The sequence below is a fragment of the Streptomyces sp. PA03-1a genome (genome assembly GCF_033792805.1).
In the GTDB taxonomy this organism is placed as follows: domain Bacteria; phylum Actinomycetota; class Actinomycetes; order Streptomycetales; family Streptomycetaceae; genus Actinacidiphila.
In genome coordinates this window covers 1-23,555 of the sequence record NZ_JARAVO010000147.1, presented here as the reverse complement: position 1 = coordinate 23,555, position 23,555 = coordinate 1, and the positions used below count along the sequence as shown (strand labels likewise).

Annotated in this window: 21 protein-coding genes; 10 read left to right on the top strand and 11 right to left on the bottom strand. The window is 74.7% G+C overall.

Annotated features, from left to right (window positions below; all coding sequences use genetic code 11):
• Window positions 1-1,224: glycosyltransferase family 39 protein (locus PV341_RS28725; protein ID WP_500359339.1), on the bottom strand; the 1,224-nt coding region annotated here is incomplete at its 3' end.
• Between the two features lie 111 nt (window positions 1,225-1,335).
• Here PV341_RS28725 and lepB point away from each other — a divergent pair.
• Entirely contained in the window at window positions 1,336-2,007 is a 672-nt protein-coding gene (gene lepB / locus PV341_RS28720; protein ID WP_500359338.1) for a signal peptidase I, read from the top strand.
• Here the strand turns inward: lepB and PV341_RS28715 are convergent.
• Window positions 2,004-2,795: a class I SAM-dependent methyltransferase gene (locus PV341_RS28715; RefSeq protein WP_500321746.1), complete on the bottom strand. Its 792-nt coding sequence runs from the start codon at window positions 2,793-2,795 to the stop codon at window positions 2,004-2,006. The genes lepB and PV341_RS28715 overlap by 4 nt on opposite strands.
• A gap of 18 nt (window positions 2,796-2,813) precedes the next feature.
• Window positions 2,814-3,428: a winged helix-turn-helix transcriptional regulator gene (locus tag PV341_RS28710; RefSeq protein ID WP_500321994.1), complete on the bottom strand. Its 615-nt coding sequence runs from the start codon at window positions 3,426-3,428 to the stop codon at window positions 2,814-2,816.
• 104 nt (window positions 3,429-3,532) lie between these two features.
• On the opposite strand from PV341_RS28710, the gene PV341_RS28705 reads away from it, so the two are divergent.
• Window positions 3,533-4,744: a pyridoxal phosphate-dependent aminotransferase gene (locus tag PV341_RS28705; protein WP_500321748.1), complete on the top strand. Its 1,212-nt coding sequence runs from the start codon at window positions 3,533-3,535 to the stop codon at window positions 4,742-4,744.
• Window positions 4,745-5,053: 309 nt separating this feature from the next.
• A complete protein-coding gene (locus PV341_RS28700) occupies window positions 5,054-7,276 on the top strand; it encodes an MMPL family transporter (RefSeq protein WP_500321995.1) in 2,223 nt (740 codons plus the stop codon).
• Window positions 7,277-7,976: 700 nt separating this feature from the next.
• Here the strand turns inward: PV341_RS28700 and PV341_RS28695 are convergent.
• The 7 genes from PV341_RS28695 to PV341_RS28665 form a co-directional block, all read right to left on the bottom strand.
• The gene (locus PV341_RS28695) at window positions 7,977-9,524 is read right to left on the bottom strand and encodes a carboxylesterase family protein (protein WP_500359337.1); all 1,548 of its coding nucleotides are present in this window, start codon (window positions 9,522-9,524) and stop codon (window positions 7,977-7,979) included.
• A 119-nt stretch (window positions 9,525-9,643) separates the two neighbouring features.
• Window positions 9,644-10,366: a VC0807 family protein gene (locus PV341_RS28690; protein WP_500321753.1), complete on the bottom strand. Its 723-nt coding sequence runs from the start codon at window positions 10,364-10,366 to the stop codon at window positions 9,644-9,646.
• A gap of 139 nt (window positions 10,367-10,505) precedes the next feature.
• Window positions 10,506-10,874, bottom strand: a complete 369-nt coding sequence (locus PV341_RS28685; RefSeq protein ID WP_500321754.1) for a tetratricopeptide repeat protein — start codon at window positions 10,872-10,874, stop codon at window positions 10,506-10,508.
• A complete protein-coding gene (locus tag PV341_RS28680; protein WP_500321755.1) occupies window positions 10,871-11,860 on the bottom strand; it encodes a pirin family protein in 990 nt (329 codons plus the stop codon). The genes PV341_RS28685 and PV341_RS28680 overlap by 4 nt, the downstream gene beginning before the upstream one ends.
• Before the next feature lie 128 nt (window positions 11,861-11,988).
• Complete coding sequence (locus PV341_RS28675) at window positions 11,989-12,312, bottom strand: GNAT family N-acetyltransferase (RefSeq protein ID WP_500321757.1); 324 nt, start codon at window positions 12,310-12,312, stop codon at window positions 11,989-11,991.
• 8 nt (window positions 12,313-12,320) lie between these two features.
• A complete protein-coding gene (locus tag PV341_RS28670) occupies window positions 12,321-12,953 on the bottom strand; it encodes an FMN reductase (RefSeq protein WP_500321759.1) in 633 nt (210 codons plus the stop codon).
• Window positions 12,950-14,062 carry an LLM class flavin-dependent oxidoreductase gene (locus PV341_RS28665; RefSeq protein ID WP_500359335.1) on the bottom strand — a complete coding sequence of 371 codons (1,113 nt, stop codon included), beginning with the start codon at window positions 14,060-14,062 and terminating at the stop codon, window positions 12,950-12,952. The genes PV341_RS28670 and PV341_RS28665 overlap by 4 nt, the downstream gene beginning before the upstream one ends.
• A gap of 568 nt (window positions 14,063-14,630) precedes the next feature.
• On the opposite strand from PV341_RS28665, the gene PV341_RS28660 reads away from it, so the two are divergent.
• From PV341_RS28660 to PV341_RS28635, 6 genes are read left to right on the top strand one after another with little or no spacing between them, the layout of a single operon-like run.
• Window positions 14,631-15,878 (top strand): cytochrome P450, encoded by a 1,248-nt coding sequence (locus tag PV341_RS28660; protein WP_500359333.1) that lies wholly within the window; start codon window positions 14,631-14,633, stop codon window positions 15,876-15,878.
• 16 nt (window positions 15,879-15,894) lie between these two features.
• Window positions 15,895-17,136 carry an aminotransferase class I/II-fold pyridoxal phosphate-dependent enzyme gene (locus PV341_RS28655; RefSeq protein ID WP_500321763.1) on the top strand — a complete coding sequence of 414 codons (1,242 nt, stop codon included), beginning with the start codon at window positions 15,895-15,897 and terminating at the stop codon, window positions 17,134-17,136.
• Window positions 17,133-18,281, top strand: coding sequence for a GNAT family N-acetyltransferase (locus PV341_RS28650; RefSeq protein WP_500359331.1), 1,149 nt, complete (start codon window positions 17,133-17,135; stop codon window positions 18,279-18,281). Before PV341_RS28655 ends, PV341_RS28650 begins: the two co-directional genes overlap by 4 nt.
• Complete coding sequence (locus PV341_RS28645) at window positions 18,278-19,189, top strand: NAD-dependent epimerase/dehydratase family protein (RefSeq protein WP_500359330.1); 912 nt, start codon at window positions 18,278-18,280, stop codon at window positions 19,187-19,189. The genes PV341_RS28650 and PV341_RS28645 overlap by 4 nt, the downstream gene beginning before the upstream one ends.
• 49 nt (window positions 19,190-19,238) lie before the next feature.
• Complete coding sequence (locus PV341_RS28640; RefSeq protein ID WP_500321769.1) at window positions 19,239-20,531, top strand: condensation domain-containing protein; 1,293 nt, start codon at window positions 19,239-19,241, stop codon at window positions 20,529-20,531.
• Window positions 20,532-20,576: 45 nt separating this feature from the next.
• On the top strand, window positions 20,577-21,653 hold the full coding sequence (locus PV341_RS28635) for a carboxylate-amine ligase (RefSeq protein WP_500321771.1): 1,077 nt from the start codon (window positions 20,577-20,579) through the stop codon (window positions 21,651-21,653).
• 43 nt (window positions 21,654-21,696) lie between these two features.
• On the opposite strand, the gene PV341_RS28630 is transcribed toward PV341_RS28635, so the two are convergent.
• Complete coding sequence (locus PV341_RS28630; protein WP_500359328.1) at window positions 21,697-22,083, bottom strand: nuclear transport factor 2 family protein; 387 nt, start codon at window positions 22,081-22,083, stop codon at window positions 21,697-21,699.
• Window positions 22,084-22,303: 220 nt separating this feature from the next.
• On the opposite strand from PV341_RS28630, the gene PV341_RS28625 reads away from it, so the two are divergent.
• Window positions 22,304-23,555: hypothetical protein (locus PV341_RS28625; protein WP_500359326.1), on the top strand; the 1,252-nt coding region annotated here is incomplete at its 3' end.

Below are 23,555 nucleotides of genomic sequence, written 5' to 3'. Positions count from 1 at the left end.
GGGCAGGCCCCGGGCGGGGCCGTAATGGGCGAGGGCGCCGGCCTCGCCGTAGTTCTGCGCGAGGACGACGGCACGGGAGCGGTCGGCGGCGGGCAGGTCCGACCAGGCGTCGGCGACGGCGGCGGCGAGCTGCGGCCAGCCGATCTGCTCGCCCTGCTCCTTGTTGACGGCGTTCACGACGGCCACACCGCGCGGCGGGAGCACCGGCAGCGAGATCAGGGCGCTGATGACCGCCGTGACCGCGACGGCCGGCCACATGGCGCGCGGCCGGGAGACGGACGTGACGCAGCCCGCGGCGAGCAGCACGAGCAGCAACGGCAGGCAGTAGTACGGCTTGCCGCCGGAAGCGACGACCAGGACGGCGAGCAAGACGTAGGCCGGGGCGAAGGCACGGGCCCAGCGCAGCGCGGGATCGCGCCACAGCCGCAGCCCGCCCGCGATCCACACCGGCACGAACACCGGTGAGAGGAAGAGGATCTGCTGGGGCACGAACAGGACGCGGTTCTCGGCGCCGTCGTCCGCGCTGATGCCGCCCGCGACGGTCAGCTGGGGCCAGCCGTGCGCCGCCTGCCACCACAGGCCGGGCAGGGCCACCGCGAGCGCCACCGCGGCTCCGGCGACCGGCCACCAACCGCGCAGCACGTGCCGGGGGCCGGTGGCGAGCAGCGCCGCGAGGAGCGCGACGGCCAGCAGGGCGACCAGGTACTTGTTCTCCAGGCCGACGCCCAGGGCCGCACCCACCGCGAGCCACAGCCGGCCGTCCCCGGTGCGCAGCAGCCTCAGCAGGATCCAGCAGACGACCACCCAGGCGAGCACGTCGAAGGTGGCGGTGGAGACCAGGTGGCCGACGGCGAGGACGAAGCCGGAGACCGCCGTGCACACCGCCGCGAGCACCTGCGCCGGACGCCCGCCGCCCAGTTCCCTGGCGACGAGGGCGACGACCACGACCGTCGCGGCGCAGGCGAGGGTGGCCACCACCCGCAGCCCGGCGGGCGTCTCGCCGAAGACCGCGGTGGACAGGCGGGCGGCGAGCGGGGTGAGCGGGGGCTGGTCGACGTAACCCCAGGCGGGGTGGTCGCCGGCGACGAGGAAGTACAGCTCGTCGCGGTGGAAGCCGTAACGGCCGGACAGCGCGGTCAGCACGGCGGCGACCGCGGCCGCGACCGCCAGAACGGGCGCCGCGGCGAAGGACGCCACCTGCGCGCGGACGTGCGTAGCGGACAACCCCCACCCCCCGGTGTTCCCGGACGACGGTACCGGGGCGGTGCCCGGGGGGCCACGGTTCCGGCCGGACGGCGGTCGTCTAGTGTGCCGTGCACGGATTCGGGAGGGGTCATGGAAGAGGCGGCGGGAAGACGGCGGCGCATCGCGGCGTGGGTGCTCGGACCGGTGGGGCTGGTGCTCGCGGTCGGTGCGGTGGTGACGGCCCGGACCGGCTACACGACGGGCACCGTCTCGAGCGCGGCCATGGAGCCGACCTACTCCCCCGGTGAGCGGCTCCTGTTCGAGCGGGTGGGCGGGGACGAGGTCCGGCGCGGCGACGTGGTGCTGATCGACGGGCAGGACCGGTACGGCGGGCTGGTGCTGGAGCGCGTGATCGGCACGGGCGGCGACCGCGTCGCGGAGCGGAGCGGCGGGCCGGTGACGGTGAACGGCAAGGAGCTGTCCGAGCCGTACGTGAAGGACGGGGATCCGTCGGGCGGCGCGCCCGCGTTCGACGTCACGGTGCCCGAGGGGCGGCTCTTCCTGCTCGGCGACCATCGCGCGGACTCCAGGGACTCCCGCTGGTTCCTCCGCGAGCAGTCGGGCACCCTTCCCGCCGCCGGGGTGCGGGCCCGGGTTCTGGAGGACCGCGGCAGCGCGCTGCTGCCGGCCCTGGCGGCGCTGCTCGGCCTCACGCTGGCGATCACGGGCCTCGTCCTGGGGATCACCGCCCGGGTCGCCCGGCTCCGCGAACGGCACCCGGCCGTACCACCGGTCTGGGGCGCCGCTCCGCCGGTGCCCTAGGCCCCGACGTCGAAGCGGTTGAGCCGGGAACCGCCGGCGCGCGAGGCGCGGTCGAGCAGCGCACTCAGGACGCGGCGGCCCGGGGTGAGCCGGGCGCGGGCCTGCGGCGGGAGGTCCCACAGCGTGCGGGAGTCGCGCAACCGCAGGCCCCACGCGGCCAGTTCACGGGGATCGTCACAGCTCCAGCCGACGTTGACGGCGCGCGGTCGGCGCGCCTCGGCGGAGCCGACGGTGTCCATCAGGAGGACCGATCCGGGGAACCGGTCGCGGATGACGTCCACGGCGGAACGGGCCCCGGCCTCGGTGAGGTAGATGAGCACGGCCTCGGAGACGAAGAGGTAGGGGCCGGGCGCCGCCACGACGGCGGCCGCCCAGTCCGGTTCCGCGGCCGAACCGGCGACCATGCGGCGGCGCGCGTGCTCGGCGAAGAGCTCGCGGCGCAGCGCGATGACGTCCGGCAGGTCGACCTCGACCCAGGTGGCGGTGCCGTTGTCGACCCGCTCGTAACGGGTGTTCAGGCCGGCGCCGATCTCGACGACGGTGCCGGACGGGTGCTCGTCCAGGAACTCGCGCACCCAGTCGTCGAGGACGACGCCCCGGAAGACCGGGCCGAGCAGCCTCAGCCGGCCGCCGATGCGCGAGATGTCGTAGTCGAGGGCACCGGCCAGTTCGACCGACCGCGGGTCGCGGGTCAGCGGCCGCCTGCGGCGCGTCTCGGCCGCCCTCGCGTGCAGCGGTATGAGCAGGGTCTCCTGCACCGGGCCGAGTTCGACGCGCCGACGTTCCATGCCCGCACCGTACAGCGGTCAGGCACCGCGCAGGGCGTCGGCGAGGGGCCCGTCGCCGGTGACCTCGGCGCCGCCGTCGCGCAGGGACTCCGCGATGCCGCGGACGGCGCCCGCGGGCACGGCGAGCACCGCGTCGGGGCGCTTGGCCGGGCCGTCGGCGTACGAGGGGGTCCCACCGCCGAGTTCGATGTGGAAGGCGCCCTCGTCGAGGCGGACCTCGACCACTCCGGCGGGGACCCCGGGGAGCGCAGCGAGGTGCCGCATGAGGGGCACGGCCGCCCAGTGCGCGCGGACGGCGTCGGTGGGCCGCGGGTCCTGCAGTTCCGGCGCGCCCCATTCGGCGAGGGCGCCGAGCACGGGGAGCAGTTCCTCTCCGCGCCGGGTGAGTTCGTAGACGTACGCGGCACCGGGCGGCGCGAGGCGGCGGCGGGTGACCAGGCCGTCGCGCTCCATCTCCTTGAGCCGGGAGGCGAGGACGTCGGTGCTGACGCCGGGCAGGTCGGCGTGGAGGTCGGTGTACCGGCGGGGACCCGCCAGCAGCTCCCGGACGATCAGGAGCGTCCAGCGCTCCCCGACGGTGTCCAGGGCGCGGGCGACGGCGCAGTACTGGTCGTAACTTCGGCGCGGCATGATCCCCAGTGTAGACAAGTGGTTGGACTTTCCAAGCGCGTACTTGGTAAAACCAAGGAGAGCAGCGTACCGCGCAGGATCGCGGGACCGGGTCGGGAGGCCGTCGCATGGAGTACAAGCAGTCGGGCAAGCTGGCGGACGTCTGCTACGAGATCCGCGGGCCGGTGATCGAGCACGCCAACGCGCTGGAGGAGGCCGGGCACAGCGTCCTGCGTCTCAACACGGGCAACCCTGCGCTGTTCGGCTTCGAGGCGCCCGAGGAGATCCTGCAGGACATCATCCGCACGCTCCCCACGTCGCACGGCTACAGCGACTCGCGCGGCATCCTGTCGGCCCGCCGGGCGGTGGCCCAGCACTACCAGGAGCGCGGGCTCGCCGACGTCGGCGTGGACGACGTCTTCCTCGGCAACGGGGTGTCCGAGCTGGTGCAGATGGCCGTCCAGGCCCTCGTGGACGACGGCGACGAGGTGCTGATCCCTGCCCCCGACTTCCCGCTGTGGACGGCCGTGACGAACCTGGCCGGCGGCAAGGCCGTGCACTACCTCTGCGACGAGCAGGCGGACTGGTTCCCCGACCTCGACGACATCGCCTCCAAGATCACCAGCCGTACGCGGGCGCTGGTCATCATCAACCCCAACAACCCCACGGGCGCGGTCTACCCGCGCGAACTGCTCGAAGGCATGCTCGACCTGGCGCGCCGGCACCACCTGGTCGTCTTCGCCGACGAGGTCTACGACAAGATCCTCTACGACGACTCCGTCCACCACTCGGCCGCCCAGCTCGCCCCCGACGTGCTGTGCCTGACCTTCAGCGGGCTGTCCAAGGCCTACCGCGTGGCGGGCTTCCGCTCCGGCTGGCTGGTCGTCACCGGGCCCCGGCAGCACGCCAGGAGCTACCTGGAGGGGCTGACGATGCTGGCCTCAATGCGGCTGTGCCCCAACGTCCCGGCCCAGCAGGCGATCCAGGCCGCGCTCGGCGGCCGGCAGAGCATCAAGGACCTGATCCTGCCCGGCGGACGGCTGCACGAGCAGCGCGACAAGGCCTGGGAGAAGCTGAACGAGATCCCCGGCGTCAGCTGCGTCAAGCCCAAGGGCGCGCTCTACGCCTTCCCCCGGCTGGACCCGAAGGTGCACCGGATCCACGACGACGAGAAGTTCGTGCTCGACCTGCTGCTCCGCGAGAAGATCCAGGTCGTCCAGGGCACCGGCTTCAGCTGGCCGCGCCCGGACCACTTCCGCATCCTGACCCTCCCCCGCGCCGACGACCTGGACGCCGCCATCAGCCGCATCGGCCGCTTCCTCGCGGGCTACCGGCAGTAGCCCGGGGCCGGGCGCCGCACCCCGGGGCCGTCGCATCCCGTTTGCGTGCGGCCGGGCACCGCGACGGCGGTCGTTGTAGGGGGCAACACTCCCGTGGGCGGGGGTTTTCCCCACTCCCTGGGGAGGAGAAACCCTCCGCCGGTTCACCTGTCAGCCGGATGGGGTGCCGTCCCGTGGACCCATAGCGTCGAGGGCGAGGCGGTGGTGAGGTTCCACCGCCCGGCTTCGAGGGGGTTCGCAACCGTGGCAAGCGCACACGGCAGGGCACGTACCGCGGGGACGGTACGCGGGCAGGGCATCGCCGCCGCCATGGGCGGCTGGAGCGCCCGGCACCGCTGGACGGCGGTCGGGAGCTGGCTGCTCTTCGTCGTACTCGCGCTGGTCATCGGCTCGATGGCCGGGCGGGTCGACCTGACGGACCGGGAGGAGGTGCCCGGGGAGTTCGGGCAGGCGGTGGCCATCCTGGACGACGCCGGGCTGAACGACGGGCCGGCCGGTGAGATGGTGCTGGTCCAGGCGGCCGGGGGCTCCCTGAAGGCCACCGACCCGGCGTTCCGGGCCGTGGTCGGGGAGGTCGTCGCCGCGGTGAAGGGCACCGGCGAGGTCGCCTCCGTCCAGTCGCCGTACGACGTCGGAGCGGTCTCCGAGGACGGCCGGTCCGCACTGGTGAGGTTCGACCTGCGCGGCGACCCGCAGACGGCGCCCGACCGGGTCGAGCCGGTCGTCGACGCCGTCCAGGGCGTCCAGGACCGGCACCGCGACCTGAAGGTCGAGCAGTTCGGCGAGGCCAGCTCGGAGAAGGTCTTCAACGACGCCTTCGGCAGCGACTTCCAGCGCGCCGAGTACTCGGCTCTGCCGGTCGCGCTCGGCATCCTGCTGATCGCCTTCGGCGCGCTGGTGGCGGCGCTGCTTCCGGTGGCGCTGGCGATGACGGCCTTCCTCGCGACGACCGGCCTGGTGGCCGTCGTCAGCCACGGGGTGCACATGAGCGACACCGCCAACTCCGTGATGCTGCTGGTCGGCCTGGCGGTCGGCGTCGACTACTGCCTGTTCTACCTGCGGCGTGAGCGCGAGGAGCGGGAGGCGGGACACGACGCGCAGACCGCGCTGCGGATCGCGGCGGCCACCAGCGGCCGGGCGGTGCTGGTCTCCGGCGTGACGGTGATCGTGGCGATGGCGGGCATGCTCTTCACCGGCATCGGCGACTTCAAGGCGATGGGCCTGGCCACGATGATGGTGGTGGCCGTGGCGATGTTCGGCTCGGTGACGGTGCTGCCCGCGCTGCTGTCCCTGCTGGGCGAACGGGTCGAGAAGGGCCGGATCCCCTTCCTGCGCCGCCGGGGCAAGGGGCCGAGCGGGGAGTCCCGCATCTGGCGGGCGGTCCTCGCGGGCGTGCTGCGCCGCCCGGTGGTGGCGGCGGCGGTCGCCGGTGGGGCACTGGTCGCGCTGGCCGTCCCGGCGGTCGGCCTGAACACCGCGAACCTGACGCTGAGCCAGGAACTGGGCGACGGCCTGCCGGTCGTGCGGGCGTACGAGGACATCAACAAGGCGTTCCCGGGCGGCCCGGACCCGGCCCAGGTGGTCGTCAAGGCCTCGGACATCACCTCGCCCGAGGTCCGTCAGGCCATCGACGCCTTCTCCCGGGAGGCCGTGGCCAAGGGCGCCTCCCCCGGGCCGGTGGAGACGGAGCTCCACGAGAAGGCGGGCGTCGCCGTCCTCAAGGTGCCGCTGACGGGCGGCACGGACGAGGAGAGGGCCGAGGCCTCGCTGAAGGTCCTGCGCGACGAGGTGCGCCCGGGCACCCTGGGCGAGGTGGCCGGCGTCACGGCGCCCATCGGCGGCTCGACCGCGGCCTCGATGGACTTCACCGACAAGATCGGCGACGCGGTTCCCCCGGTCTTCGCCTTCGTCGTGGCCTTCGCCTTCCTGCTGATGCTGCTCTCCTTCCGGTCGCTGACCATCGCGGTCACCTCGATCGTGCTCAACCTGCTGTCGGTGGGCGCCGCCTACGGCATCCTCACCATCGTCTTCCAGCACGGCTGGGGCGCCGGCCTGGTGGGCGCCGAGGGCGTGGGTGCGATCGTGGCCTGGCTGCCGCTGTTCCTGTTCGTGATCCTCTTCGGGCTGAGCATGGACTACCACGTCTTCGTGGTCTCCCGGATCCGGGAAGCGCGGGTGCGGGGGCTGACCACGCAGGGCGCGATCCGGCACGGCATCACGACGACGGCCGGTGTGGTGACCAGCGCCGCGGTCATCATGGTGGCGGTCTTCGCGATCTTCGGCACGCTGTCCATGCAGAGCATGAAGCAGATGGGCGTGGGCCTGGCCGCGGCGGTGCTCATCGACGCCACCGTCATCCGCGGTGTGCTGCTCCCCGCGGTGATGGCCCTGCTGGGCGAGCGCAACTGGTACCTGCCCAAGTGGCTCGGCTGGCTGCCGGACATGACCCACGACGAGGCCGGCGTCGAGCCCGCCCCGGTGCGGCCGGTCACCGCCCCGGCACCGGTCGAGCCCTCCGGCGTGGGCCGCTGAACCGGCGGACGCCACGAGGACGCTCCGGCCCGGCCCCCGTCGCCACGGGGGCCGGGCCCCGGCGTACCCCCACCCGGCTCAGGGCCCGCAGGCGCCGAACATCCCCATCAGGGCCTCGACGATGAGCGTGCCCGTGCTCGCGGCACCCGTGCCGAAGGCGGTCGCCGGCAGGTAGCCCACGGCGGCGTCCTGCGGCGACGGGGAGCTCTCCCGAACGCGGCCACCTGCTGCCCGTCGCGCCACACCACACTGCTGTGGGAGCTGACCGGTTCGAAACGGCAGGCCCCGCCCGGAAGCTCGGCACGGACGCCGGACGAGGAGCGGGTCAGCCCCCTCGGCCCGAGGTGCAGCCCGGCCGCGTCGCCGCCGACCGTCAAGGTCAGCCGTCCCGCGGCGCGGGTGCCCACCGGGGCCTGGGCGTGGTCCCGTGCCTCCCCTTCGCGGACGATCGTCGCGGTCGGCAGCCCCGGGCCCTCCACCCGGGCCAGGGCCGCGTGAACGCCCGGCAGGGTGATGTTTAGCGAGCCGGACAACTCGTCCCGCACCGTGCGCCGCGGCGCCGGGCCGACGGCCGGAGCCTCGCCCATGTACCTCACCGTCCTGTCGGAGGCGGCGTGACCAGGGCGGCCACTCCCCACCGAAAGTCCGCGCAAGGCCGCCCAGCGGGGTCGGGCTCAGCGCTCGGCGCCGGGGCGCGGGGTTATGGCCCCGCGCCCCGGGCCGTCCACCGCGCGCGCGGCCGGGGCCGTGGACGCGCCCGCGGAGCCAGGGGTCCGGAACGGGTCGAGGGCGGGCGCCGGACCGCGCGCCGTGAGGGGCGCGGTCCGGTCGGGATCCGAGAAGAGGTCTCGCTCATCGCCTGAAGTCGACATGCCCGCAGCGTATCCCGTGTTCGAATATTTGTGCGATCCCCCGGAAGAGTTAATGAACCGGCGGCCCGAACCGCCTCACCGTGGCGGCCGTCCCCGGCTCGTACGGCCGCCACGGCCCGCGCCCCGCCGAAGGCCCGGGCGAGGGCGCGGTCGGCGTCGTCCACCGGGCCCAGCATCGGGGCGTCGGCGTACGCCGCGAAATCGCCGAAGAGGAAGGGGAGTTCGGCGCAGTGCGTGGCGCCCAGGGTGCCGTCGTCCCCGGGCGGGCGCCGCGTGAAGCGGTAGGCGTACGCGGGCCGGCCCCGCTCGGCGCAGTGGGCCGCGATCGCGGTGACCCCGGCCCCGAAGACCCGCTCGGTCCCGGCCGCGTCGGGGAAGCCGGCGGGCGAGGCGGCACGGAAGGCCGTCATCTCGTCCTGCGTGCTGCCCAGCAGGACGTCCGTGCCGTCCAGGCCGCCCGCGGCCACCGCCGCCATCGGGGCGCGGGGCAGGCCCGCCCCGCCGAGCACCGGGTGCATCGGTGGGGCGACGTCGCCGGGCCGGGCGCGCTCGGCCGACAGCCGCCCGTACGCCGACACGAGCCGCTCCGCGGGCAGTTCCCGCAGTTCCGGCGGGTGCGTGACGCCCAGGAGCCGCAGATAGGCGGCGGTGACCTCGGCCGCCTCGGCGGGCTCCCGCGGTGCGAGCCCCCACGGCCCGCTCTCGGCGAGCATCCGCCGGACGAGTCCGTGCGTGCCCGGGTCGACGGCGAGGCAGAGCGCGCAATACGCGCCGGCCGACTGCCCGCCCACCGTGACCAGCGCGGGGTCACCGCCGAAGGACGCGATGTTGTCGCGGACCCAGCGCAGCACCGCGGCCTGGTCCCGGCTGCCGAGGTTGTCCGCGCCGAGTTCCGGCAGGTACAGCCAGCCCAGCGGGCCGACGCGGTAGTTGGCGGTGACGACGACGATGCCGCCGAGGGCGGCGAGCCGCGTGCCGTCGTACCAGTCCCAGCCGCCCGAGCCGGTGGTGAAGCCGCCGCCGTGGAACCACACCAGCACCGCCCGGGGATCGGCACCGGCCTCGAGCGCCCCCTCGGGCGCCCACACGTTGAGGGTGAGGCAGCCGTCCTCGTCCCCGTGCGGCTCGCGCGGGCCCATGACGACCGCCAGCCGGGACGGCGCCTGCGGCACCTCGGGGCCGGCGTGGGCCGCGTCGCGCACGCCGGCCCAGCCGGGGTGCGGTGCGGGCGGGGCGAACCTCAACGCGTCCACCGGCGACGCCGCGTAGGGGATCCCGCGGAAGGCCGCCACGCCCCCCTCCCCGGTCACCCCGCGCACGGAGCCGCGCTCCGTGACCACCACCGGCCGCCGCTGTCCTTCGGTCTCACTGTCCATGGCAGCCGGTCTACCGGCAACGACCGGCCGGTGGCCACGACCTGCCCCGGCCGACGTGGCGGCACGTGCCCCCGATGCCGCCCGGACCGCCGGACGTGCGCGATGCGCGGCGGTTACCGTCAGGCCCCGGGTGCGCCTGGCGCCCCGGCGGCCTCGCCGGCCCGGACGGCCTCCGCCTCCGCCGCCGCCTCCGCGGCCTGCCGTTCCCGCTCCTTGCCACGGGCGGCGGCGCGCCGGCCGTAGAGGATCGTCCACGCGATGAGGACACCGGTGACGGCGTACGCCATCACCGAGTTGACCGTCACCATGGTGGCGGTCGACAGCTTGTACGAGAGGCCGATCCTGGCGAGTGCCTCGAGGATGTAGCCGACCCCCCAGGCGACGGTCATGGTGCGGATGACGTGGCGGAAGCCCTCGTACTGCCACAGGCCGTCGAACCGCTCGGCGTCCTCCTTGGTGCCGTTGGTGCCGAACTTGCGCCCGAAGTAGAACATCAGCGGCCGGGGCGCGAGCAGGCTGGCCAGGCAGACCACCCCGAACAGGCCGGTGACCGCGGAGTCCTTGACCAGCAGCAGGCGCGTGGAGTGCGGGCCCACGACGGTGACGACGACGGTGATCACCAGGAACACGAGGGTGATGACGGCGAACTCGTCCACCTTGCGGCGCCAGGCGAGCGTGATGGCGGTGTCGAGCACCGGCCACACGCCGGAGACGAGCAGGGCGGAGAACTCGCTCCAGCCGGCGTCGGTGAGCCGGCCGTAGGTGAGGATGGGCAGGACGATGTTGAAGGTGATGGTGAGCGCCCAGCCGAGCGCGGACGACGTGCCGGAACGTGCGGACACGGCTTTCCCCCCGTAGTAGTTGCCGAAGCCGCAGGGGAACATACGCCCGGCGCCGCCGCCCCGGCCAGGCTCTTTGCCCAGGCTTTAGGGCGGCGGCGCCGCGTGTGCCACCGGGCCCCGGTCCGGGGCCCGGCACCGGTCAGTCCTCCGGGGGCAGCTCCCCGGCGAAGGCCGCGGCGAGCCGCAGCCAGGGCGCGGCCTCGGCCTCGCGCCCCTGCCGCTGGAGGGTCCGGCCCAGCATCAGGTGCGCGTAGTGCTCGACCGGGTCGCGCTCGACGACCACGCGCAACTGCTCCTCGGCACGGCCGAGCTGGGCGGAGTGGTAGTAGGCGCGGGCGAGCAGGAGGCGCGGGGCGACCTGCTCGGGCACCTCGTCGACGACGGCCGTGAGCAGCCGGGCCGCCTCGGTGTACTCCTTGGCCTCGAAGTAGAGCCCGGCGCGCGCCCAGCGCTCCGCCGTGGTCTCCTCGTAGGCGGCGTAGGACCCGTGGTTGGTGGTGGTGTTCACGCGAGCTCCTCTCCGGGTGCGGTGTGCGGCATGTGACCGGCCGGCTCCCGTCCGAACCGGCCCCGTTCGAAGTCCTCGACGGCCTGCATGACCTCGGCCTTGGTGTTCATGACGAACGGGCCGAAGTGCGCGACCGGTTCGCGGATCGGGCGGCCGCCCAGGATCAGGACGTCCAGGGCGGGGGTGCGGCTGTCGGGGTGGTCGGTCGCCTCCAGGGTCAGGGTGTCGCCGCTGCCGAACACGGCCAGCTGGTGCGCGTCCAGCGGGCGCCGTTCGGCTCCGGCGGTACCGCGCCCGGACAGCACGTAGGCCAGGGCGTTGAAGTCCGGCCGCCAGGGCAGGACCAGGCGCGCGCCGGGACTGACGGTGGCGTGGACCAGCGTGATCGGGGTGAAGGTGCTCCCCGGTCCCGCGTGGCCCGCGACCTCGCCGGCGATGACGCGGACCAGCGCGCCGCCGTCGGGCGAGGACAGCAGCGCCGCCTCCGGGCCCTCGATGCTCTGGTAGCGGGGCGCGTTCCACTTGTTCGCCCGCGGCAGGTTCACCCACAGCTGGACGCCGTGGAACAGCCCGCCGGAGACGACCAGTTCCTCCGGCGGCGCCTCGATGTGGAGGATGCCGCTGCCGGCCGTCATCCACTGCGTGGCGCCGTCGGTGATCGTGCCTCCGCCGCCGTGCGAGTCCTGGTGCTCCATGCGGCCGTCGATCATGTACGTGACGGTCTCGAAGCCGCGGTGCGGGTGCCACGACGTGCCCTTGGGCTCGCCCGGCGCGTACTCGACCTCACCCATCTGGTCCATATGGATGAAGGGGTCGAGCTCCCGCGTCGGCACACCGGCGAAGGCGCGGTGCACCGGGAAGCCCTCGCCCTCGAAGCCCTGAGGGGCGGCGGTCACCCTGCGCACCGGGCGCTGCTCGGCGGTCAGCGGGTCGGGCCCGGCGACACGGGGCAGCAGCAGGGTGTTCTCCACGGTCACGGCAGGCATGACGCCCTCCTCGGCAGTCTCGGCGGGCCCGGTCCGGGCCTCGCACGGTCGGTTTAACATTCAACCAACCGAATCCATTCCGGCCCGCCCGCCGTCTGCCGTGGAGGCCCCCGGAGACCCCGCCGGCCTCAGAAGCCGAAGCGCGGGCGTTCGCCCTCCGGCACCAGGTCCACGTACTCAGGGTGCTTGCCGATCCACGCACGGATGAAGGGGCAGAACGGCAGCACCGCGAGCTTCCGCTCGCGGGCCGCGTCCAGCGCGGCCCGGGCGAGGGCGCCGCCGAGCCCGCGACCGCCGAAACGGGGGTCCACCTCGGTGTGGATGAACGCTATCTGGTCCCGGTACAGGTGGTACTCGGCGAAGCCGGCCACCTCCTCGGCACCGCCCTCCTCCGCCGCGTCGAAGATCTCGAAACGGGACTTGCCGGGGTTGTCGGCGACGCGCAGTGCCATCGTCTCTCCTACTCGGGCCGCAGGGCGGCCAGTTGCTGTGCGAACGGAACGACCGTATCGGCCGCGGTCACCGGGGCCGGGGGCCGCGTCACCAGCAGCGCCGCCAGCTCGCCCGCCGCGCGCACGATACGGGTCGGCAGGGTGTCGGTGAGCGCGTCGCCGCTGCCGCCCCAGTCCTCCGAGGCCGCGTACACGGCGGTCGGGACGACCACGGCCCGCAGGTAGGCGAAGAGCGGCCGCAGGGCGTGCTCCAGCGCGAGCGAGTGCCGGGCCGTACCGCCGGTGGCGGCGATCAGCACGGGCTTGCCGGCCAGCGCGTCGTTGTCGATGACGTCGAAGAACGACTTGAACAGCCCGCTGTACGAGGCCGAGAAGACCGGCGTCACCGCGATCAGGCCGTCCGCCTCCGTGACGGCGGCGACGGCGTCCGCCAGGGCGCGACCGGGGAAACCGGTGACCATGTTGTGGGCGATGTCCACGGCCAGGTCGCGCAGTTCGACCACCCGCACGTCGAGGGTGCGGCCGCCGTCCGCGACGGCCCGGCGTACGGCCTCGGCGAGCCGGTCGCCGAGCAGCCGCGTGGACGACGGCGTGCTCAGGCCGGCCGAGACGACCACGAGCTTGAGGGGTGCGGCGGTCACTTCGCGGCCTCCTTCTCCTTCTCCTCCTGGACCTGCGCGTCACGGCGGGCGACCAGCGAGGCGTGCGTCGGGGCCTCGGGCACGTCCGCGGGACGGCCCTTGGCGAACTCCTCGCGCAGCACCGGCACGACCTCCTCGCCGAGCATGTCGAGCTGCTCCAGCACGGTCTTCAGCGGCAGTCCCGCGTGGTCCATCAGGAACAGCTGGCGCTGGTAGTCGCCGGCGTACTCGCGGAAGCCCAGCGTCTTCTCGATCACCTGCTGCGGCGAACCGACGGTCAGCGGGGTCTGCTCGGTGAAGTCCTCCAGCGACGGACCGTGCCCGTACACCGGCGCGTTGTCGAAGTACGGCCGGAACTCGCGGACGGCGTCCTGCGAGTTCTTCCGCATGAACACCTGGCCGCCGAGGCCGACGATGGCCTGCTCCGGGGTGCCGTGGCCGTAGTGCGCGTAGCGCGCGCGGTACAGCTCGACCATCCGCTTGGTGTGGTCGGCCGGCCAGAAGATGTTGTTGTGGAAGAAGCCGTCGCCGTAGTACGCGGCCTGCTCGGCGATCTCCGGCGAGCGGATGGAGCCGTGCCAGACGAAGGGGGCCACGTCGTCCAGCGGGCGGGGCGTGGAGGTGAAGCCCTGCAGCGGGCTGCGGAAGCGGCCGGCCCAGTCGACGACGTCCTCGCGCCACAGCTTGTGCAGGAGCGCGTAGTTCTCGACCGCCAGCGGGATGCCCTGCCGGATGTCCTGCCCGAACCAGGGGTAGACCGGTCCGGTGTTGCCGCGGCCCATCATCAGGTCGACGCGGCCGTCGGCCAGGTGCTGCAGCATCGCGAAGTCCTCGGCGATCTTCACCGGGTCGTTCGTGGTGATCAGCGTGGTCGAGGTGGAGAGGATCAGCCTCTCCGTGCGGGCGGCTATCCAGCCGAGCATGGTCGTCGGGGACGAGGGCACGAACGGCGGGTTGTGGTGCTCACCGGTCGCGAAGACGTCGAGGCCCACCTCCTCGGCCTTGAGCGCGATCGCCGTCATGGCCTTGATCCGCTCGTGCTCGGTCGGCGCCCTGCCGGTCGTGGGGTCCATGGTCACGTCACCCACAGTGAAGATCCCGAACTGCACCGGCTTCACCCTCCTCCGTCGTCTCACGATATGTTGTTGATTATTCAACCACCCCGTCCAACGAGATGCCTCATCGGGCTATTCCTCCCCCGGCGCCACCCCGGGCGGCGGTGCGACAGGTGGCGGTGACCAGCACGGCAGACGTGCGGGGCGCGGGAGGCCCCGATCGCAGCGCAAGGGGGTCGCGAGCGGGCGGCGCGGCCTCGACGGATGCGAGCGGCCCCATCGGGCGCCGACCACGGGCACCGGCCCCACGGTCCGCCCGGCACATCGCTTCCCCGCCGGCGGGGGCACCGCCGGCGATCCCCGTCACGGATACGCCGTACACGCATCCGCGCCCATGGCACCTGCGGGGGACACGGGGCGGTCCGGACACGGACGGTCGACCGTAGCGGACCGCGCGGGGGAAAGGCGAATTACGTTCACGGGTGGGTGAAAAGTGCCTATGTGACTGGATCGGAACACCTCCGGCAGAGCACTCTCAGGGGCGCCAGTCCGGCGTACGCCGCCCCGTGCGCCCCGCGACGCTCCCCCTCCTGCCTCCGAGCCGAAGTCCGTTTCCTGACACATGAGCCACGTGATGCTGTCCCCGAAGCCCACCGCCCTTGACGCGCGTTCCGCGGCGGGCCTCGTCCGGCAGTGGCGCAGAGCCGTGGAGCCGCAGGCGCTCGCAACGGCGTACGACGCACTCGCCGCGGCAGGCCCGCTCGTGCCGACGCCGTGGGGCGCGCTCCTGGTCACGGGGTACGAGGAGTGCCGGCAGGTGCTGACCGGGCGGGAGTGGCTCACCCTCGGGGCCCGGTGGCGCGACGCCCACCGCCCCGGGTGGCGGGAGAGCGAGAGCACGGTCGGGCTGTGCGAGACGCCCCTGCAGCAGGATCCGCCGGAGCACACCGCGCGCCGGCGTCCGCTCAACGCGGTGCTGGCCCCGCGGGTCGTGCGGGAGGCGGCGGAGCGGCTCGTGGAGCCGCTCACCGACCGCCATGTGCGGGAGTTCGCCGCGGCCGTGCGCCGTGACGGCGCCGCCGACGTCGTCGCCCGGGTCTGCCGGCCGCTGCCCACCGCGGTCCTGGCGGAGATGGCCGGGCTGCCGGAGTGGATCGACCGGGGGTGGCTCGCCGCCGAGAGCGCCGCCATGGTGCGCGTGGAGGAGCTCGCCGCACCGCCCAGCGTCGTACGGCGGGCGGACGCCGCCGCGCTGTCCCTGCTCGACGCGTACGACCGCGCGCTGGCCGAGCGCCGCCGGCACCCCACGGGGGACCTGCTGTCCCGGTGGGCCGCCGAGGACCCGGCAGGGGCCCGCTATCTGCTGCTGACGCTGTTCTCCGCGGGGGTGCCCACCACGGCCGCCCTGCTGGCCGGCACGGCGCTGACGCTGATCACCGACCCCGCGTCTGCCGAAAGGATCCGCCAGGACCCGGGGTTCGCCGGGCCGCTCACGGACGAACTGCTGCGCTGGGACCCGCCGGGACGGGTCGTGACCCGCGTGGCGGACGCGGACACCGAGCTGGGCGGCCGCCCGGTGCCCGCCGGACGCGTCGTCCACGCGCTCATCGGCGCGGCGCACCGCGACCCGGCGCGCTTCCCCGCCCCGCACGTCTTCGACGCGGACCGGCCGGCGCAGCGGCTGCTGGCCTTCGGCGGCGGCCTGCACTACTGCCTCGGGTCCCATCTGGCCCGCGCGCAGGCGCTCGCCTTCGCCCGGGCCTTCGCCCGCGAGCTGCCCGGCGCCCGGGCCGCCGCCCCGCCGGTGCGGCACACCGGGCCGAGCATGGCCGACATCGCCCGGCTCACCATCCACTCGCCCCTCACCTAAGGGAGACCGAAGGCCAGTGACCGAAATCCAGGACGCCACCGACGCGTTCCGCAAGGACCTGTCGTCGTCGACCTTCGTGCGGGCCATGGTGGAGACGGGCGTCCGGCCCTTCTACCGATCCCTGCACATGGCGGGCGACGGGGAGGCCGTCGTCGAGGGGCGGGACGTCGTCATGGCGGGCTGCAACGACTACCTGGGCCTGTCCACGGACCCCCGGGTGACGGCGGCCGCGGCCGAGGCGCTGACCCGCTACGGCGCCTCCTGCTCCGGTGCGCGCACCCTCAACGGCACCCTCCCCCTCCACGGCGAACTGGAGGAGCGGATCGCGGACTTCCTGGGCACCGAGGCGGCCGCCGTGGTCACCACCGGCTTCCAGGCGAACCTCGCCGTGGCCGCCCTGCTCGGCCGCGGCGACATCGCCTTCAGCGACATGTCCAACCACGCCTCGCTGGTCGACGGCATCCGGCTCGGCGCGGCCCGCCGCGTCCTGTACCCGCACTCGGACACCGTGCGGCTGGACACGCTCCTGGAGCAGGCCACGGCCGCGGAACCGGCCGCGGGCAAGGTCGTCGTCACCGACGGGATGTTCTCCATGGACGGCGACCTGTGCCGGCTCCCCGAGCTGACGGAGCTCGCCGCCCGGCACGGCGCCCGCCTCGTCGTCGACGGCGCCCACGACATCGGGCTGCTCGGCCCTGGCGGGCGCGGTGTCGCGGACCACTTCGGCCTCATGGACCGGGTCGACCTGTTCACCGGGACCCTGTCCAAGTGCTTCGGCTCCACCGGGGGGTTCCTCGCCGGTCCCGCGCACGTCATCGACTACCTGCGCTACAGCGCCCGCTCCATCCTCTTCTCCGCGTCGATGCCGCCGGCCGCCCTCGCCGCCGGGATCGCCGCGCTCGGCATCGCCGCGGCCGAGCCCTGGCGGCGCCGGCGCGTGCTCGCCCTCGCGGAGGCGCTGCGGGCGGGGCTGCGCGCGCTCGGCTACGACACGGGCGACTCGGTCACCCCGGTCGTGCCCGTCCTCATCGGGGACGCGACCGTGTGCGCCCGCATGTGGCAGGCCCTGCTCGACGAGGGCGTGTTCACCAACGCGGTCGGTGCCCCCGCCGTCCCCGAGGGCCGCTGCGTGATCCGGGTGACCGTGCAGGCCACGCACTCCGACGCCCATCTGGAGCGGATCTTGGGCGCCTTCGCGGCCGCCGGCCGCCGGGTCGGCCTCGTCCCGGACCTGCCCGCCCAGGCGGTGGCCCGGTGAACGCCGTCACCGTCACCCCCGTCGAGGACCGCGCCGCCACGACGGCCTTCATCAGGCTGCCGTACGCGCTCTACCGCGACGAACCGCACTGGGTCGCGCCGCTGGAGCGCGAGGTGCGCGCCTTCCTCGACCCGCGCCGCAACCCCTTCTTCGAGACGGCCGAGGCGCGGCTCTTCCTCGCCCGCCGGGGGGGCCGGACCGTCGGCCGGATCGCGGCCGTCACCGACCCCCGCTTCCACGAGCGGCACGACTACAAGTGCGGTCACTTCGGGCTCTTCGAGTGCGCCGACGACCTGGAGGCCGCCGGGGCCCTGTTCGACGCGGTGGCCGACTGGCTGGCCGGGCGAGGGCTGACCCGGATGCTGGGCCCGCTCAGCTTCTCCGTCAACGACGAGTGCGGACTGCTCGTGGACGGCTTCGACGGGCCGCCGAGCGTGGGCATCCCTTACAACCCGCCGTACTACGCGGACCTGCTGACCGGCTGCGGCTTCGGCAAGGCCAAGGACCTGCTGTCCTGGCTGGTGCCGATGCCCCCCGACGGCGAGCCGCCCGCCGCGATCGCCCGGGTCGCCGCGCGCACCCTGGCCGACCCGGCCGTGCGGGTGCGGCCGCTCGACCCGGACCGCTACGAGGCCGACATGGCCGTCATCAAGGACATCTACAACGACGCCTGGGCCGAGAACTACGCCTCCGTGCCGCTGACCGACGCCGAGTTCCTGCACATGGCCGCACAGTTGAAATCGGTCCTCCACCCGGAGCTGGTGCGGATCGCCGAGGTGGACGGCGAGCCGGCCGCCTTCACGCTGTGGGTGCCGGACGTGAACCAGGCGCTGCGCACCGCGCGGGGCAGGCTCACCACCTGGGGACTGCCGGTCGGCATGCTGCGGATCAGCCGCGCCATGGGGCGCATCACCCGTGTCAGGGGCGGCACCTCGGGCGTGCGCAAGGAGCACCGCAGCCGGGGGCTGGTGGCGGTGCTGCTCGCCGACGCGCAGCGCGCCGCGTTCCGGCTCGGCTACACCGAGACCGACCTGTCCTGGATCCTGGAGGACAACCGCGGCTCCAACCGGCACGCGCAGGCCATGGGCGGGGTGCACTTCAGGACGCACCGGCTGTACGAGCGCGACGGCGGGGGCCTGCGGTGAGGTACCTCGTGACCGGCGCCACCGGCTTCATCGGCGGCCACCTCGTACGCCACCTCACCGCCCGCGGCCACGAGGTGACCGCGCTGGTCCGCGGCGGCCGCGACGTGCCCGGCGCCCGCAGCGTGCCCGGTGACCTGGCCACCGGGGAGGGGCTGGCCGTCGCACTGCGGGGCGTGGACCGGGTCGTCCACCTGGCGGGGGTCACCAAGGCCGGGGACCCCCGCGCCTACGCCGCCGTCAACGCCGCCGGCACACGGCGGCTGTGCGAGGCGGCCGCGGTCGCCGCCGTGCCGCCGCGCCTGGTGTACTGCTCGTCGCTGGCCGCCTCCGGCCCCGGGCGGCGGCGTCACGAGGACGCGCCGCCGGAGCCGGTCTCCGCGTACGGGCGCAGCAAGCTCGGCGGCGAGTGGGCGGTGCGGGACGCGGCGGACCGGCTGCCGGCCGTCGTGGTCCGGCCGCCGATCGTCTACGGCCCGGGTGACCCGGAGTTCCTGCCGCGGCTGGTGGCGGCGGTGCGTACGGGCCTGCTGCCCGCGGTCGGCCGGCCCGGGCCGCGGCACTACTCGCTGATCCACGTCGACGACCTGTGCAGGGCGCTGATCACCGCCGCCGACCCCGGCACGACGGACGTGGGCACGTACCACGTCTGCGACGGCACCGAGCACCGCTGGGAGGACATCGGCGCCGCCGTGGCGGCCGCGCTCGGGCGCCGGGCGCCGCGGGTGGTGCACATCCCCGGGCCGCTGGCCATGGCCGCGGCACGGCTGTTCGGCAGCTCGTCGGCGCTCAACCCCGACAAGGTCGCCGAAGCGCTGCACCCCGCGTGGACCTGCGCCCCCGGCGGCCGCCTCCCGTACCGGCCCGCCGTCACGCTGCCCGAGGGGCTGCGCGGCGCCCTGAAGCGCTGACCGCCCCGCCAGGAACCCCACCAGGAACCCCGGAAGGGGGAGCACCCCCATGCGCCGCCGACTGTCCCCGTACGAACGCGTCATCTGGGCCGCGGGCGAGCGGCTCCCGGTCAACATCGCCGCCGTGGCCCGGGTCGAGGGCCGCACCACGCCCGGGCGCGTGCGCGCGGCCGTGGCGTCCGTGCGCCGCCGCCACCCCCTGCTCGGCGTCCGCATCGCCGACCCGGGGCCGTGGCAGGGGCGGCTCACCACGGCCGGGGTGCCGGACCCGGGGGTGCGGGTGGTCCCGGACGCCGGTGCGGGCGCCTGGTCCCGCGTGGTGGAGGAGGAGCTCCAGCGGCCCTTCGACACCCGTACGGGTCCCCTCGCCCGCTTCGTGCTCGTCGACGCGGGCGAGGCCTTCGACCTCGTCACCGTCTACCACCACCTGGTGGCCGACGCCGTCTCCGCTGGCGTCGTCATGCGCGACCTGCTGACCCACCTCGGGGGGCCCGATCCGGCGGGCACCCCCCTGCCCGGCCCGGCACGGCCGCCCGGCGCACACCGGAGGGCCGCGGCGGAAGCGTCGGACGCGTCGGACGCGGGCCCGGTGCCGGTGCTGGCGGCACCCGCGGACGAGCTGATCCCCGGCCCCCGCGCCCACCCCGGGGACCTGCTGAAGACCGCCCGCGCGCTGGGCGGGCCCGTACGGCCGCCCTACCCCTCGGACGGGCGGCTCGCCTACCACGCGTGGTCACTGGAGCGCGAGGAGACGGAGCTGCTGCTCAAGCGGTGCCGGGCGCAGGGCGCGACGCTGCAGGCCGCCCTGTGCGCGGCCTTCGCACGGGCCGCCGCGCCCGGCCGCCCGGCGCGGATCGCGGTCGCGGCGGACCTGCGCCGGGTGCTGGAACCGTCGCCCGGTGAGGCCATGGGCCTGTACGCGGCGAGCTTCGTGGTCCCCGTGGACGGCGGCACCGACGACCTGTGGGCTGCCGCGCGCGCCGCGCGGGCCGGGATCCACGCCCGGCTCACCCCGGAGGAGCTGCGGCCGCTCGTGCGCGTCTTCCGGCTGACCTCGTTCCTGCCGCACCGCGCCGTCGGCGCCCTCCTGCGGCGCGGCGAGACGCGCGGCCCCCGGTTCGACGTGTCGGTGAGCAACACGCGCCTGGACCTTCCCGGGACGTACGGGCCGCTGCGGCTGGCCGCCGTCCACGGGGCCGCGCACACCAGCCTGTCCGGGGCGCCGCTGGTGATCGTGGTGGGGCTGGGCGGGCGGCTGTTCCTGAGCGTGACGTCCACGGTGGGCGAGGAGGCCGCCGACCTGTGCCGGCGCGCCATGGACCACCTCCTGTCCGCCGGGTGAGGCCCGCCGACGGATAGCCGCGGGCTCAGCGGGTATCGGAAGGACGTGGCACGCACCGTGGGAGTGGAAGAAGAGCTTCTCCTGGTGGACGCGCGGTCCGGGGAACCGCGCGCGGTGGCCGACGCGGTGCTGGACGGCGGCCCCTGGCCCCGGGAACTGGTGGCCGAGCTGCAGCAACAGCAGCTCGAACTGAACAGCTCCCCCTGCGTCACCCTGGACCAGCTCCGGGAGGAGCTGCGCTCCTGGCGCCGCCGGGCGGCCGGGCTCGCCCGCTCGGAGGGCGTCGCGGTGGCGGCGCTGGGGACCTCCCCGATGGCGGTGCCGCCCCGGCTCACCCCCAGGGGCCGCTACCGCAGGATGGCCCAGTCCTTCGGCCTCACCGCGCAGGAGACCCTGACCTGCGGCTGTCACGTCCACGTGGGGGTCGAGTCGGACGAGGAGGGCGTGGCCGTCGTCGACCGCATCCGCCCCTGGCTGCCGCCGTTGCTGGCGCTCAGCTCCAACTCGCCGCTCTGGCAGGGCGCCGACACGGGGTACGCGAGCTACCGCTACCAGGTCTTCGGCCGCTGGCCCACCGCCGGGCCGACCCGCGGCTTCGGCTCCGCCGAGGGGTACCGCGCCGCGGTGTCGCGGCTGCTGGCCACGGGGATCCTGCTCGACCAGGGCATGCTCTACTTCGACGCCCGGCTGTCGGCGAAGTTCCCCACGGTGGAGGTGCGCGTCTGCGACGTGTGCCCGGAGTACCAGGACGCGGTGGTGCTGGCCGCGCTGGTGCGCGGCCTGGTCGAGACCGCCGCCCGCGAGTGGGCCGACGGGTGCCCCGCGCCCGGCGACGACGTGTCCCTGCTCCGGCTCGCCTCATGGCGGGCCAGCCGCTCCGGGCTGGACGGCGCCCTGCTCCATCCGCGTACCTTCCGTCCGGCGAGCGCGCACGACGTCGTCGAGTCCCTGGTCGCCCACGTCGAGGACGCCCTGAAGGACGCTGGCGACCTGTACACCGTCCGCGCCGGCGTGGACCGCCTGACCTCCCAGGGCTCCGGCGCCCGCCGGCAGCGCCAGGTGTACGCGCACGGCGGCGCCGCCGCGGTCCTGCGGGACGCGGTCCGCCGCACCGCGGCGTGACCACGCACCGGCGAGCGCACCACGCGGGCGGATCGCCGCGGACTCAGGAGCGGGGCATCGGCTCCACCCATCGGGCCCGCCAGGCGGGCGGGGCGAACGCGTCCGCGAAGTACTGGGTCTCGTGCGCGACCTTGCCGTCGCGGAATTCCATGATGCTGATGGTCGGTGTCGGTTTCCCGTCGTAGGCGATCTCGTACTCGGTGATCCAAAGATCCCCGCTGCCGAGGATCCGGCGGATGGTGAAGTCGAGCTTGGCGGGGTGACCCGAGCGCAGTGCCTGGAGATTGCGCCGGCCATGGATGCGCTCACCCGACTGGGGATAGTCCGTGATCACGTCGTCGTGATAGATCTCGTGCTCGATGTCCTGGTCCCCGGCGGCGGACGCTGCCCAGTGCCGGTCCAGCGCCTGTCGGATACCGCGGTCTTCCATCGCGCCCCTCCGGCTGCGGAATCGTCGGATGATCCATGGACGGCCTCGACGAGGCCCCGAGGCCGCCACGAGGTGTGGGCTCTGCACCGATCGTAAGCGGCCTGGGGCGCCGGTTCTCATCGGCCGCGAAGCCTGCTCCGCCGTACCCCGGAGTGAGCGGCCGGTCACGGGCGGCGCGCTATCCTGCCGCGACGCCGGCAACGGGGATCGGGGGCGGCTGATGACGGACGCGCGCGCGGCCGTGGACCGCATGCTGAGGCGCTTCGCGCTGGCGGAGCCGCCGGGCACCGGCCGCCTCGTCGACGGCGCCGGACCGGCGCCCGGGAGCCTGCTGCGGGCGGCGGAGGACCTGTTGCGGGAGTCCTGGCGGGGCGAGGACGGCCGCGCCCCGGCCGCCGCCGCCCTCGCGCTGATCGTGCTGGGCCTGGACACGGCGCCCCGCGACCATCCGCTGCGCGCCCGGCTCGTCCTGCACCTGCAACTGGCCGACCGCACCCTGGCGCACCTGCACGGCGACTTCCGCACCGCGCCCGAGGTCCGCCACCACCTGGGGGCGCAGACCCAGCACCGCTCGCCCGACGACCTCGTGGCCGTCGCCGCCCGCTACCCGTCCGGCCCCGCCCAGCAGCCGTTCCATCCCGCGGACCCCTTGGAGGGCGGGGCGGCGGCGCTGCTGGCGACGCTGCCTGCGGACGACCTGTGCCGTCCCGGGCTGCTCGCCCGGCTCGCGCACTGCGCGCTGATCCGCTACGAGTGCGGGGCCACGGACGAGTTGCCTGCGCTGTGGGCGCGTGCCCGGGAGGCCTTCGCCGCGGTCACCCCCGGGCACGTCGACGCCCCGGACGCGGGCCGGGTGGCGGTGCTCGCCGGGATCGCCTGGGTCCGGGCCCACCCGCGGGACCGGGAGGCGGTGGACGTCGCCGTGCGGGGCGGGCGGCTGGCGCTGGCCGCGGCGAGCGGGCGCACCATGGGCGGGCTCCGGGACCGGCACGAGATGCGCAGCGTCCACTTCGCGCTGGCGGCGGCGCTGATGTGCACGCTGCCCTGGGCGCCGGCCCGCGCGACGATCGACGAGGCGATGGGCCACCTGGAGGCGTACCGGGCCGAGGGCCTGCCGGACGACAACGGGACCTACGAGGTGAACCGGGCCTCGCTGCTGGCCGCCCGCGCGGTCGTGGACTGGGAGGCCGCGGACGCCGCCGAGGCCGAGCGAATGCTGCGCGCGCTCGTGGAGCGGCTGCCACCGGGCCATCCACTGCTGCCGCACGTCGCCGAGAAGGCCGCCGCGGTGGGCGAACTCCGCGGCAGGATGCGGCTCGTACCGCGCGCCCTCGGCTCGGTGGCGACCCGGTTCCTGCCGATGATGGTGCGGTTCGCGCCCGCGCTGCCGCCGGTGCAGCTGCGGTCGGCCCTGCCGCCGGACGGCTTCCCCACCGACCCCGTCACCCCCGCCCCCCCCCCCCCCCCCGCAC